The sequence below is a fragment of the Clostridium sp. 'deep sea' genome, assembly GCF_014931565.1.
GTDB lineage: Bacteria > Bacillota > UBA994 > PWPR01 > PWPR01.
On sequence record NZ_CP063353.1, the window covers coordinates 3,768,699 to 3,783,529 of the forward strand.

A 14,831-nucleotide genomic window follows, 5' to 3' on the forward strand; every position below is an offset into this window, starting at 1 on the left:
TTAGTTATGAGTGTTTATAAAACATATATAGGAGAAAAATATGCCAAAGAAAACCTTCGAAAACTTATCAGAAGAAAAAAGACAAACTATAATAGATGCCGCCTTAATAGAGTTTTCAATGAATGAGTACAAGATCGCATCTATAAGTAAAATTGTGAAAAAAGCTAATATTTCTAAAGGAAGTATTTATCAATATTTTGATAATAAAATGGAGTTTTACCATTATATTATTAAGCTTGTTACCGACAAAAAGCTTGCTTATATTAAAAGCGAAGCTGGAGAGTTACAGCAAGATTTTTTTGAATTTTATAAACAGATATTGTATGCTTCCGTAAAATTTGATATAAATTTTCCTAAATATAGCAGGTGTTTATACAATGCTGGAAGTGAATTAAATTGCAAAGATTCTGGTTATATAGTAGATAAAATAATTACAGCCTCCAATGAGTTTATAAAGCCCTTTGTATTACAAGCACAGCGTAATGAAGTGATAAGAAGCGATATTGAGTTGGACCTTATTATTTTTATGATTATGCAGCTTTCGTCTGATTTAGATATATATATTAATCATAAATTTAAGTTCTCTTATCAAAATATAATAGCACAAGGCATAAGCCTGCCAATAAATGAAAATGAAATTAAAAGCATAATAGATAATATGATCAGTTTTATTAAAACAGGTTTAATTGTAAAACAGTAAAATAAATAAAGCTAGGGGACTAGATATGAATGATATTTTAATTAAAAACGGATTGATTATAGATGGTTCTGGAAATACAGGTTATGTATCTTCTGTAGCAATAAAAGACGGTAAAATTGTTGAAATTGGCGATAAAATTTGTGATGATGCAACCACAGTAATAGATGCTAATGGATTAGTGGTTTGCCCAGGTTTTATCGACAACCATAGTCACAGTGACTTAACACTTTTATTGGATAATAGTGGTTATAACATGTTGGAGCAGGGAATAACCACAGAAGTAACTGGCATGTGTGGATTAGGGTTAGCACCAGCTTCGCCCAGCTTATTTAAGTATATTAGTATGAAACCTTATGGCAAAGAGAAAACAGCCTTAATTGCGTCTTTAACAAGTTATAAACGTTTTTATAGTGTGGTTGAAGAAATGGGTACAGCTACAAATATTGCTTTTACTGTTCAACAAGGCACAATAAGAATTGCTGTTATGGGCTTTGAAAATCGCAGAGCAACAGCCAGTGAAATGGCTAAAATGAAAGACATAGTTAGAGAAGGCATGGAAAATGGTGCGATTGGCTTAACAACAGGGTTAATTTATCCCCCTGGAATTTATACGTCGGAGAATGAAATTGTACAGCTGTGTAAGGTAGTAGCTGAGTATGGTGGCTGTTATTATACCCATATTAGAAACGAGTCAAATAATGTAATAGAAGCAGTAAAGGAAGCAATTCGTATTGGTGAGAAAGCTGGGATTGCGGTAGTAATATCTCACCATAAAATTGCTTCTAAAGATACTTGGGGAGCGTCTCGTGATACGTTAAGGCTTATTGATGAAGCAAATGCCAGAGGACTAAGAGTAAGTGCCGACATGTATCCTTACAATGCTGGCTGCTCCTATTTAAAAGCAGTTTTGCCTCCAACATATGCCTCTTTAGGTAATGAGGTTATTGTTGAAAAGTTAAAGGATGTAGCCGTAAAACAACAGATTAAAAAAATAATTCTAAACGATAATAAAACTTTTGAAAATTTTATTCAAAACTGTGGCTTTGAGAATATTCGATTTATTATGTCGGGAGACTCTCAAGAAGATGGAAAAACAATAGCCCAATATGCCCAGGAAAACAATATAGATTGTTTTGAGGCTGTATTTCAGTTGCTTATAAAGAGTAAATGTAACGCATGTGGCATATTTTATATGATGTGTGATAAAGATATTGAAAGAATTATGGCTCATCCTAATGTAATGTTTGGAACAGATGGTATGGTGGTGGCTAAAGGATTCTCTAGTGTTCCACGTGCTTATGGTACTTTTCCAAGAATATTAGGTCGGTATGTAAGAGAAAAGAAAGTACTTACAATAGAAGAGGCCATACGTAAAATGACATCTTTACCCGCTAAAAAAGCCAAACTTTACAAAAAAGGACTACTTGATATTGGATATGATGCAGATGTAGTTATTTTTAATGCTGATACTATAATTGATAATTCAGAAATTAGTAACATTACTGCTAAGAATGAAGGAATTGCTTATGTTATAGTAAATGGGAAAATCGCTGTAAAAGATAATGTTATTACAGGAGTTAAAGCAGGAAAAACATTAAGGCGAAAGTAATCTAATCCTTAAGTGGATGTGATAATTTAGAAAAATTATAGCCAATGATTCAACAGGTATAAATTTAGAGTAATATTATATTTACCACAAGGGTTAAGTATTTTATAATAGATTTGACCAAAAGTGGTTATGCACAGAAGATGGGGCAAAAAATCAGCTTTAATGGGGCTGTTTTTTTGCTCCATTTTTTAGGGTAAAGTTTATTAAACTTAATGCATATCATAAACATTAATATTGTGAGGAGGATTAATTTGAAAGAAGCCTACTGGTCATTTGATCATTTATTAATATCTAAAGACTATAATAGTCCAATCCCCCACAGTCATTTAGCAAAACATTTAATCTTTAGTACTAATAATAATTTTGAATGTAAGGTAAATAATAAAACATTTTTCTGTAAGGCAGTTTGCATTGACTCAAATATTGAACATACAGTAATTAATGATGGTGGAGACCTACTGGTTTTTCTTTTTGATGAAACCAGTAATAAGGCCAGAGAACTAGAAAAAAAATATTTAAAGACATTACCTTATTGTTTGTTACCAGAAGAGCTTTCTATTAAAGTAGTTAATCTGTGGAAAAATAATTCTGATAATGCAAAGAAGCTGGATGAAGCGATTTTAGCTGTCTGTAATATAAAGAGTGATATATCTGCAAAATATGATGATAGGATATGTGAAATATTAAATCATATTTCAAAAATGCCAGGGATTTATAAAAATACAATTAACATTCTTTGTAATAAGGTGTATCTTTCACGCAGTAGAGTGTCTCATTTGTTTAAAAAACAGGTTGGTGTATCTCTTAGTAGTTATTTAATTTTTGCAAAAATTCGCAAGGCCTACACTTATGTTGCTAGAGGTGAAAATATTACTAATGCTTGTATAAAAGCAGGTTTCAGCAGTTCATCTCATTTTGCAAATGTATGTAAAAAAATGTTTGGACTTGCCTTCACAGACTTTAGCAAAGCGGTGGTGTTTAAAGAGATAACATAGCATATTTTTGCAAGTGTTGCTGTTTGCCGCAAAGTATAATTAATAAAAAGATATACTTTAGGAGGCAACATACTGTGAAGGATATAACAAGTGAATTTAAAACAGGTTCTTATAACTTAAATAATCTTGCAAATTTCAACTTTCAATTAAACCGTACAATTATGTGGGACGGTGGAGATTTGGCTGATATTAAACAAATTGCCCATAAAATTAAAGATAGTTTATCCTGGAAACAAGAATTAATAGCTATTGGTGATAAAGCAATAGCCGAAAAAAGAATTAAAGAAGCTATTGCATACTACCGTATGAGTGAATTTTTTATGTATGATGGTGATAAAGATAAAGAAAAATATTATCGACTGGCAACAAAGTTGTTTTATGAATGTTATAATGATTATTTTAAAGATAAAAAAGTAATACGTTATGAAGTACCCTATGAGGATATAGTACTTCCTGTAATGCATGTTAAAGCAAAGGGTAAGAAGAAAGACACTATTCTTTTACATGGTGGAAACGACTCTTATTTTGAAGAATTTTTTAATCCTATGTTATATTTAGCGGAGAATGGTTTTGATGTTTATCTTTTTGAAGGTCCAGGGCAGGGCGGTGTTATGAGAGTTCAAGGCAAACATTTTACATATCAATGGGAAAAACCAGTAAAAACAATTCTTGATTTCTTTAACTTAAATGATGTAACAATTATTGGTGCATCACTTGGTGGAATGTTAGCACCACGGGCAGCAGCCTACGAAAAGAGAATAAAAAGAGTAATAGCATGGTCTGTCTTTACCAACTTTAGAGATATTCTTATTGCTACTCAATCGCCCAAAACCCAGAAATTACTAAAGCTTTTAATGAAGTTAAAGTGCTCGTTTTTGGTTAATTTAGCTTTTAATAAAAAGCTCAAAAATGGTGATGAACTAGTAAAGTGGGGATTAATGCACGGTATGTATGCCTATGAAGCAAAAACTCCCTATGAGTATCTGTGTAAAATGAATAAGTATCAAATGATAGATATTGCTCCCCTTATTACTCAAGACACCTTAATAATAGGAGCTAATCAAGACCATTTTATAGACTATAAAATAGTAGGAGAAGAAATTAATGCCCTAAAAAATGTTGAGTCTCTTACCGTAAGGATTTTCACAGATAAAGAGAATGCTGGTGCGCATTGTAATGTAGGTAACTCAAAACTAGTTTTTGATACAATGATGAACTGGATTGAAAGAATTAAAAATAAAGAAATCTATGTAGAGAATATATAAAAATGAATAAAAATGACTGAAACTTAAATGTAAGATCAGTCATTTTTTTTTGTTATTATTAAAAATATATTTTTCATTAATAGTTAACACATAGATTTATAACTATAATTTACAAATTAAATATAAAACAATAACAACCTTTAAGTGAGTGGTGATATACTGTTATTATCAATAGGCAAAAGTACAAACTATAATCAAAGCTTACAATAAACATGTTGTTAACCAAGTTATGTACCTTGTGTAGGGAACGCATTGTGTGCGTTCCGATTGTTAAATATAAAGAGTAAGTTATTAATAGTAATGTATTATTAGGATTTAAACAAGTAGTTTACAATATGATAAGTTGAATAATATTCAAGTATATATTTTGTTAACAAAGTTATGTACCTTGTGTAGGGAACGCATTGTGTGCGTTCCGATTGCTAAATATAAAGAGTAAGTTATTAATAGTAATGTATTATTAGGATACAAACAAGTAGTTTACAATATGATTTGATGAATAATATTTTAGTATATATTTTGTTAACCAAGTTATGTACCTTGTGTAGGGAACGCATTGTGTGCGTTCCGATTGTTAAATATAAAGAGTAAGTTATTAATAGTAATGTATTATTAGGATACAAACAAGTAGTTTACAATATGATAAGTTGAATAATATTCAAGTATATATTTTGTTAACTAAGTTATGTACCTTGTGTAGGGAACGCATTGTGTGCGTTCCGATTGTTAAATATAAAGAGTAAGTTATTAATAGTAATGTATTGTTAGGATACAAACAAGTAGTTTACAATATGATTTGTTGAATAATATTTTAGTATATATTTTGTTAACCAAGTTATGTACCTTGTGTAGGGAACGCATTGTGTGCGTTCCGATTGTTAAATATAAAGAGTAAGTTATTAATAGTAATGTATTGTTAGGATACAAACAAGTAGTTTACAATATGATTTGTTGAATAATATTTTAGTATATATTTTGTTAACAAAGTTATGTACCTTGTGTAGGGAACGCATTGTGTGCGTTCCGATTGTTAAATATAAAGAGTAAGTTATTAATAATAGTGTATTATTAGGATTTAAACAAGTAGTTTATAGTATGATAAGTGAATAATATTCTAGTATATATTTGTTGACCAAGTTATATGTACCTGTGTAGGGAACGCATTGATGCGTTCCGTCTATTAAATATGGAGAGTAAGTTATGAAATAATAATAAAGGAACCGATAATAATGATTAATAAAATTTTGTTAGTAGATGATGAGAAAAGCATTACATCATTGCTTGATGACGTACTGAGAAGAGAAGGCTTTCAAAACATAAAAAAAGCACACAATGGAAAAGATGCTATTAGCCAAAGTCGTGAATATAGTCCAGATATTATTATCTTAGATATTATGTTGCCAGATATGGATGGTTTTGAAGTTTGTAAACAAATCCGTCAATTTACATATTGTCCTATCCTATTTTTATCTTCAAAAAACGATGAACTAGATAAACTTCTTGGTCTTGTTATAGGGGGTGACGACTATATTACAAAGCCCTTTAGCCCTCGAGAGGTAGTTTATCGTATAAAGGCACAACTTCGCCGACTAAAATATATGCAGATTGCACATCAGGACATAAACAGTAAAATTAGTATTGGTTCATTGCTGGTAGACATAGAAGCAAACTGTGTTTATAAACATGATAAGGAAATTGGTCTCACTGCTCGTGAATATAAATTGCTTTTATATTTAGCTGAGAATGCAAATAAAATTATCAGTAAAGAAAGATTATATGAACAAGTATGGGGACAAGATAGTTTTGGTAGTGAAAATACAATGATGGTACATATTCGGCATTTACGTGAAAAGATAGAAGATGAACCTTCTAATCCTCGTTTGCTGGTAACTGTAAAGGGATTAGGCTATAAGTTGGTGAAAAAAAATTAATATTAAAAAATCATCTGGCATTAAGTTCGCAATGCCTATCTATATTGTATTTTTTTTAATACTTTTTATTTTGGGTACATTAGGTATAGCGTTTTTCTTACATATAGTTAATATTGAAAAACCAAATGGTGAAACTGCAACAAGTGCATGGCCAAAGACATTTACAAAGAATTTTTCAACAGAGATAATTATTGTTAAAGATGAGGTACTCTTAAAAAATAGTGGAATTGAAAAACTAGAGAAATATGGTTTATGGTTTCAGCTTCTTGATACAAGTGGTAAAGAAATAATAGCATATAATACAGCCCCAGATCTTAAAACAGAATATACTGTTTTTGAACTTTTAGATATTACAGGTGGTAAACAAACTAATAAAACCGAAACTGTATTTGCAGGCGTATATGTTAAGCAAGGAATTGAATGTACATATCTCATTGGCTTTCCTGTTAACATATCAAAAGTTATTATGTATTTAAATGGTGAACACTTTACAAATGGTAAATCAATTGTGGTTACTATTTTATTTGCAGTATGTGTTTTTATTATGTTGTTTGGATTTTTTTATGGATTATGGATTACTAGAAAGATGCAAAAAATAACAAAATCAGTGTTTGAAATAGCTTTACGAACCTATACTCCCATAAAGCAAGTTGGATTATTTGAAGATGTTTATGTGAGTTTAAACCAATTAGATAGTGAAATACAAGCTAGTGATGAACTAAGAGATAATACTGAGCTTCTGCGTAAAGAATGGATTGAAGGTATTACCCATGATTTAAAAACACCATTGTCACCAATTAAAGGTTATGGAGAGCTACTTACTAACACCCAGTATGAGATAAGCACCAGTGATATTCGCAAATACGGTAATGTAATACTAAAAAATATAAATTACACAGAGTCGCTAATTAACGACTTAAAATTGATATATCAAATGGAAAATGGAACTACTAATACCCGTATCAGTAAAGTAAATATTGTAAGACAGCTAAAGGAAATAATTATCGACCTCCTAAATACACCAGAATATGAAAATTGTAAAATAAACTTTATTAGTAGTAGCAATGAGATTTATACTGAATTGGATATATCTTTATTCCGTAGGGCTATTTCAAATATTATTATCAATGCTATAATACATAATGCAAAAGATACAGATATATTAGTAACTATTGAATTAAACGATAATATTTTAATTTCTATTCAAGATAATGGAACAGGGCTTACTACTGAAGAGCAAAAAAAATTATTTACCCGTTATTATCGTGGTACTAATACAGAAGCAAAACCCGAGGGTACCGGTTTAGGAATGGGAATTGTTAAACAAATTGTTGAGTTACATGATGGCAAAATTGAGGTTGATAGTATTTATGGTGAAGGCACAAGAATTACTATTTCATTACCTCATTCAAATTAAGGTTAAGTTAAGGTTAATTAAAAATAAGCATAAGGCTGTAGATTTATACTTTTTGTGTAGATTTACAGTCTTTTATTTTAGGAGGCGAATAGGTGAAGAAAAAAATAACTATAGCTGTAATCATAACAGCCATTGTATCAAGCTTTGTTGTACTTGTTATTATTGCCACAATACTAAGACCAACACCACTTAATATTGAAAAAATTAATTTTGAGTTGGTAGCCGACGGCAAATACATAGGGATTTGTCAAAATAAAATTTTAGTGGCTGTTGTATGTATTGAAGTTTATGAAAATGAAGTAGTTAAGATTGAAATTTTAAAACATAAACCGTCTTATATGCATTATGCTAGTCAGATAGCTGATGCAGTAGTAAAAAAACAATCATTAGAAGTTGATGTAATAGCAGGTGCAACATTAACCTGTGATACTGTAAAAAAAGCTATTGAAAATGCGTTGTTGAAAGGATTTTAAAGAGAGCTATGAAAATTGTTTTAAAATATATTGTAAACAATATTAAGAGCAAAAAAATGCGAACAGCGGTTATGTTGTTGTCTATTATTCTTTCAACTACGCTCCTGTTTGTTTCCTTATCTGTTGGTGACAGTTATGCCGAGGCTCAAAAAAAAATGTCTCGAGGAATGGCTGGAAGTGCAGAATTATCTATATCACATAAAGCAAATGATTTTGACACACAAGGCAAGATTATTAAAGATTATATATTAAAAATTTCTGATGTTCATCATGTTGTAGGTATAATTGAGACTGGTGCACTGTATAAAAAAGATGGTTATTATGAAAATTTTGATATTATTGCAGCAGACCTTACTGAGTTTTCAAAAATTAATGAGCCTCGCTTGCTTAATAAAAGCAAAATAACTAATTTCACTGAAAAAACTATAATATTACCAGAAAGATTCACTTCTAAGTTCAATATAAAGCAAGGAGACAGCTTTGCTATATGGATTAAGGGTGAGCTTAATGAATTTGTTGTTGGTGCAATAGCAGCTTACGATACAGTGTTTTTACGACATACCCGAGGAACAACTGCCCTTGTACCACTTGAAACTCTTTCCACAATTATTGGTTCAGGTGAGGGTTATAGTAGACTACTTATTGAACCTGTACAGGGCGTTAAAACAGCTGATTTACAAACACAGTTAAAAGAAAAACTACCTAATCAATATGCTGTACATCGTGTAATTAATGAAAAAAAAGTAGATACAAGTGCACGAGAAAAGTCACTACCATTTTTTTTAATAAGTTTTTTTTCCTTAACTGTGAGTATATTTATAATATACAGCAGCTATAAGGTAATTACACTAGAGCGTCTGCCTGTGTTTGGTACGTTTAGAAGCATTGGAGCTACAAAAAAAACAGTTACAAATATATTAATATTAGAGAGCTTTGTTTATGGTGCAGTTGGTTCGGTACTTAGCATTCCTGTTAGTTTTATTACTTTACGAATTTTACTTAATGGACTTGGAAACACGCTATCTCAAGGTGTAGCTATTCCCATGATTATTTCACCTATAAACGTTATTATTGCATGTAGTGTAACAATTTTAGTATCTGTGTTGAGTTCCCTCATTCCCATAAAACGTACTAGCAGAATACCCGTTAAAGATATTATATTGGGAAAAGTTGAAGAAAAAACTGTATCCAGAAAAAAGTAATTATATTGGCAGCTGTAGTATTTATACTTTCTATAGTACTGCCACGTATTGGGCAATATTTAGGAAGAAAAGTTTTATTTATTACTGGTGGATTTTCAATTGCAGGTCTTTTAGCTGCAACTATTATTCTTATGCCACTATTTATATCTGGCATGTCCCGCATACTGGAGCGTATTTATGGTATAACCCTTGGCAATGAAGGGTGGTTGGTGGCACGCAATATGCGAGGCAATAAAAATATTAATCAGAATATTATCTTATTGTTTATAAGCATTTCTGCGATTATAGCTATTGGCATAATTGTGAATTTTGTTCAAGTATATGTAGGAGATGTTTTTAACGGCGCAAAATTAGATGGATTTACTGACGCACCCATGACTAAAGATTTTGTAAGTAAAATAAGTCAATTGCATGGCATAGATGAGATTTTGCCCGTTCATGTTTTAAATAATCAAATTTTTCTTGATGGCTCTAAGTTATCTCGGGTAGAGGCTACAGCAGATATTCGTGAATATGCTGATATGTTTGCTATTACCTATGGTAAAAAGCAGATTGATGAAAAATTTAACGAGGGCAGAAATATTTTATTAGCTAGTAATTGTATGAAGAGACTGAACATAAAAACAGGGGATACAGTATCACTATCGTTAGGTAGTCAAAGTTTTCAATATTTTGTGCTAGGTAGTTATAAAACTCGTGCCACCAATAAAGAAGCTATTATTTCATCTTATAATGCCACCCAAGATTTTGGGGCGGAAAGCTATGGGCTTGTGGCTTATACTTCAAACAATCCTGAGGTTGTAATGGTTCAGATACGAGATTTATTCGGCAATAAAAGACATTGGAGCAGAACAGTTAAAGAGTTTAATGATGATGCATTTGCAACCATTAATGCATTTTTACAACCAATGAAAAACTTGACGTGGTTTATTTTCATACTAGCAATAGTGGGAATTATTAATAATCTTTTGATTAATCATATTCAAAAGCGACATACTATTGCAATATATAAATCCGTAGGAATGAGTAATTCACAACAGATAACTATGACATTAATCGAATCGTTTTCAGTAGGATTAATGGCAGCTATAATCGCTATTATTGTATCACTATTAGAAATTAAAACAATCTTTCTTGTAGCAGGACCCAAAATAGCTATGCAACCTGAACTTGAACTAGGCACTTTTTTATTTGCTGGTGCACTGGGCATAGGTATTACGCTAATAGGATCAGTTGTTCCTATTATAAAGAGCAAAAATATGAAAATTGTTGATGAATTAAAGTTTAAATAATGGAGGCTGTTATGAATAAATATGCAATTGAAGCAAAAAACATTATAAAAAATTATATTGTGGGCAATGTGGTATCTCATGTTTTGTGTAATGTATCTATTGGAATTGTGCCCGGTGAGTTTGCCTGTATTGTTGGCTCTTCTGGTTCAGGTAAAAGTACACTATTATATGTTTTAAGCGGATTAGACAGTCCCACTAGTGGAAGTGTTTTAATGAATGGTCGAGACATATCGCAGTTTAACGATACTCAAAAAAGTATTATGAGACGAAAAGATATTGGTTTTATATTTCAGTTTTATAATTTAGTTCCTAATCTCAATGTTGCTGAGAATATCCTTTTACCAGTCTTACTAGATTCTAAAAAAGTAGATAACCATTATGAAAAACAACTTAAAGAGTTATTAGAGATTGTTGGTCTTACAGACAAACGTTATCATACACCGCGTGAATTATCTGGAGGTCAACAGCAACGGGTAGCAATTGCTCGTGCTCTTATTAACGAGCCAGCTATTATTTTTGCTGATGAGCCTACTGGAAATCTGGACAGTAAAACCAGCACTGAAATACTCTCTATTTTGCAAGAAATAAATACCGAAAAAAATAAGACTATTTTAATGGTTACACACTCAAAACAAGCCGCACAGTATGGAAATAGGCTGATATCTGTTTGTGATGGCATTGTAGGGTAACTTGTATAGTCAATTTTAACTCTGTATTATTTCGGATACATGTACTATTGAACTAGTAGTTTATAATATGATAAGTATATATTTTAATAAATGTTGACCAAGTCATATGTACTTGTGTATGGAACGCATTGCATGCGTTCCGACTGTTAAATATGGAGAGTAAGTTATGAAGAATAATGCTTTATTAGGAGTTAAACAAGTAGCAATCAAAAAGCTAAATAGAGTTTAAAGGAATCATGAATTATGTGATTTCTTTTTAGTTTAAATAAATTGGGTACAATATCTCATTATTTTTAAGATATAGATATTTTTTTAGCAATACTTCTTAAATAAAACATCAAAACTAGCGACCTTACCCAGATAGCTTATTATTTAAGTACAATCAATATATTTTTCGCTCTTTAGATTTAATTTGGCATTTAAATCTCCTAAAAAATTCAAAAAAGGTCCCTAAAATTAATTGTCACTTTGTATATTATATAAAGAAAAGAGGTGACATAATTGTAGTTAGGGATTTTAATAAATACTGCAAATTATAAAAAAGAGCAAGTACATAAAGGTTTAGTCGATTTTATTAGTTGAAGTAATCATAAAAGGAGGTAAAAGAAGTGAAATTAAGAAAAAAAATCATATCAATTCTTTTAGTTATAACTATTATAGCCCTTACAGTTGCACCAGTGGTATACGCCAAAAAATCAAATGTAAAAGTCAAAGGGGGAATGCCTCCCGGATTATTAAAAAATATGTTGTTAAAATCTAATTTATCAGAGCAAGAAGCAGTTGACTTAATTATAGAAAATAGAGGAAGTTTGTCTCCAGGGATTTTAAAAGAGATTATTTTGGGACTAAATTTATCTAATGATTCACTAGCTAAACTAGCTGAACAAGGAATATTAACTGGTTTGCCATCAGGTATACAAAAGGAAATATTAACCGATGGTGATGACAATGATGATGACGATCAAGTAATTGAAGCAAAAGGGACTATAACAGCTATAGATATAGCAGATAAAGTTATAGAAATTGCTAACGAATTGTATCAGTTACCAGTAGAAATAGATGTTGAATTAGACGGACAAGAGGCTACTTTAGGCAGTTTAGAAGTTGGAATGAAAGTAGAGCTTATAATTGAAAATGAACAAGCTACCATAAAAGCTGTAAGTATAGAAGAAATAACAACTATCCAAGGAATTATTGAAGACTTAGATTTAATAGGAATTTACCATATTACAATAGATGATGTAGAATACAAATTAGCAACAGAAGTAGAAGTTATTATAAATGAAGAAGAGCTTACACTAGCAGATTTAGAAGTTGGAATGAATGTTAAAGTTAAAATAATCGATAACGAAGTAGCTTTAATCATTGTTGAAAATATAGAGCCTGAAGTAATAGAAGGAGCTATTAAAAACTTAGATTTATTAGGAATTTATCATATTACTATAGATGATGTAGAGTATGAATTATCAAGAGATGCCCAAGTAGTTATTAATGGAATTGTAAGTGTTTTAGAAGATTTAGAGCCAGGAATGAGTGTTATTGTAGAACTGCAAAATGAAGTAGTTGTTAAAGTTAATGTAAAACATAACATTAAAGAAATTGAAGGAACTATAACAGGAATAGATTTAGTAGATAATTTAGTTGTAATAGACGAAGTTGAATATAAGTTAGCTCAAGAAGTAGAAATAAGATTAAATAATCAAGAAGCTACATTAGCAGACTTAGAATTAAATATGGATATCATTGCGGTAGAGCTAAATGAAAAAATCGTAGAAATAAATATATTCAAAGAAGATTTATTAGAGGCAAAAGGTAAAATATCAGCTATAAATTTACAGTACAATACTGTTGAAATTGGTACAGCAAACTATCAATTTGCAACAGAGACAATAGTTAAAATTGATGGAGAATTGGCAACCCTAGAAGATTTAATAGTTGGTATGTTAGTAGAAGCAGAATTAAGAGACAGTAAAATCGTTAAAATATATGCAAAAAATATTGAATCAAATATAGTTGAGGGCGATATAACAGCCTTAGATTTGATAGGTATATATCATGTAGCTATTGATGAGCAAGAGTATAATCTTTTAAACAAAGCTATTGTAACTATAAATGAAGAAGAAGCACAGTTAGAAGATTTATGTTTAGGAATGTCAGCCATAGTTTATTTGGTAGATAACGAGATAGTTAAAATAGAGGCTACAAGAATAAATATAGCAAGAATAACCGGAAAAATTCAAGATATCGATATAATTGGAGTTTATTATCTAAAAGTAAAGGATAAAGAATATTTATTATCAAGAGAAGCACAGGTTATAATCAACGAAAATGAAGCAACTTTACAAGACTTAGAGATAGGTATGGAAGCTAATTTACTTGTTGAAGATGATTTAGTAACACAGATAAATGCAAGTACTTTAGATACTGTTAAAGTTGAAGGATTATTAACAAACATAAATATTGACCAAAAAACTATAGAAGTTAATGAAGTAGAATATAGCTTAACAGATGAAGTATTAGTGTTAATTGATGAAGTAGAAGTATCATTAATTAATTTAAAAGTAAAAATGAACGTTGAAATAGAGATAAACAATGGTTTGGTAAAAACTATTAATGCTAACAGCATAGACCAAAGTGAAGTATTAGAAGTTAAAGGATTATTAAAGGCAGTAAACCTTGAAGCAAGAACTCTAACAATAGACGAAAAAGAATATAATTTAGCTGAGAATATAGAGTTCATAACAGTAAATGCAGAAGAGTCTTCTTTAGATAACTTAGTTATAAATATGAACATAGAGGTAGAGATGCAGAATAATGTAGTTGTTAAAATAGCCGCAAAAGATAAAGTAGAACATATTACTGGAGAAATGACTGAGTTGTTATTTACAAGCTCTGGAATGAAATTAACAATAAATATTGTAGATGGCGAAACAGTGCAATATTTAGTAAATGAAGATTTACAAAATAGTAATTTAGATACCTTAATCTTAGGTAATTATGCTGAGTTTAAAGTAGTAAACAATATTATTGTAGAGGTTATGAACATAAACTAAAACAGAAACTATTAAATTGCCAAAATTAATTATTTTACATAATTAAATTTTGGCAATTTTTTTGTTTAAAAATTTAGTTCTTGTGGCAGTTATTCGCTTGTTAGGATTTTATGATTTTGATAGTTTAGGGATTATTACTGGTTTATATTTTTTACTACCTAATAAATGGTACAATACTTATGTTATATTTATTATAGAATTTATA

General features: G+C 30.3%; 11 protein-coding genes. All 11 read left to right on the top strand.

The window, feature by feature from the left end; translation table 11 throughout:
• The first annotated feature begins 40 nt into the window (after positions 1-40).
• The 11 genes from IMX26_RS17430 (at position 41) to IMX26_RS17475 (ending at position 14,626) form a co-directional block, all read left to right on the top strand.
• Positions 41-700 (top strand): TetR/AcrR family transcriptional regulator, encoded by a 660-nt coding sequence (locus IMX26_RS17430; protein WP_195159629.1) that lies wholly within the window; start codon positions 41-43, stop codon positions 698-700.
• Positions 701-725: 25 nt separating this feature from the next.
• Positions 726-2,309: a D-aminoacylase gene (locus tag IMX26_RS17435; protein ID WP_195159630.1), complete on the top strand. Its 1,584-nt coding sequence runs from the start codon at positions 726-728 to the stop codon at positions 2,307-2,309.
• Between the two features lie 251 nt (positions 2,310-2,560).
• Entirely contained in the window at positions 2,561-3,304 is a 744-nt protein-coding gene (locus tag IMX26_RS17440) for a helix-turn-helix transcriptional regulator (RefSeq protein WP_195159631.1), read from the top strand.
• A 74-nt stretch (positions 3,305-3,378) separates the two neighbouring features.
• Positions 3,379-4,569, top strand: coding sequence for an alpha/beta fold hydrolase (locus tag IMX26_RS17445; RefSeq protein WP_243259230.1), 1,191 nt, complete (start codon positions 3,379-3,381; stop codon positions 4,567-4,569).
• A gap of 1,229 nt (positions 4,570-5,798) precedes the next feature.
• Positions 5,799-6,500: a response regulator transcription factor gene (locus IMX26_RS17450; protein ID WP_195159632.1), complete on the top strand. Its 702-nt coding sequence runs from the start codon at positions 5,799-5,801 to the stop codon at positions 6,498-6,500.
• Between the two features lie 31 nt (positions 6,501-6,531).
• On the top strand, positions 6,532-7,917 hold the full coding sequence (locus tag IMX26_RS17455; protein WP_195159633.1) for a HAMP domain-containing sensor histidine kinase: 1,386 nt from the start codon (positions 6,532-6,534) through the stop codon (positions 7,915-7,917).
• A gap of 92 nt (positions 7,918-8,009) precedes the next feature.
• Positions 8,010-8,390 (top strand): FMN-binding protein, encoded by a 381-nt coding sequence (locus tag IMX26_RS17460; RefSeq protein WP_195159634.1) that lies wholly within the window; start codon positions 8,010-8,012, stop codon positions 8,388-8,390.
• An 8-nt stretch (positions 8,391-8,398) separates the two neighbouring features.
• Positions 8,399-9,592 (top strand): FtsX-like permease family protein, encoded by a 1,194-nt coding sequence (locus IMX26_RS18320; RefSeq protein WP_347707877.1) that lies wholly within the window; start codon positions 8,399-8,401, stop codon positions 9,590-9,592.
• A 5-nt stretch (positions 9,593-9,597) separates the two neighbouring features.
• Positions 9,598-10,884, top strand: a complete 1,287-nt coding sequence (locus tag IMX26_RS18325) for an ABC transporter permease (protein WP_347707878.1) — start codon at positions 9,598-9,600, stop codon at positions 10,882-10,884.
• 11 nt (positions 10,885-10,895) lie between these two features.
• On the top strand, positions 10,896-11,573 hold the full coding sequence (locus IMX26_RS17470; protein ID WP_243259232.1) for an ABC transporter ATP-binding protein: 678 nt from the start codon (positions 10,896-10,898) through the stop codon (positions 11,571-11,573).
• A gap of 608 nt (positions 11,574-12,181) precedes the next feature.
• Positions 12,182-14,626: a hypothetical protein gene (locus IMX26_RS17475; protein ID WP_195159636.1), complete on the top strand. Its 2,445-nt coding sequence runs from the start codon at positions 12,182-12,184 to the stop codon at positions 14,624-14,626.
• The last annotated feature ends 205 nt before the right edge of the window (positions 14,627-14,831 follow it).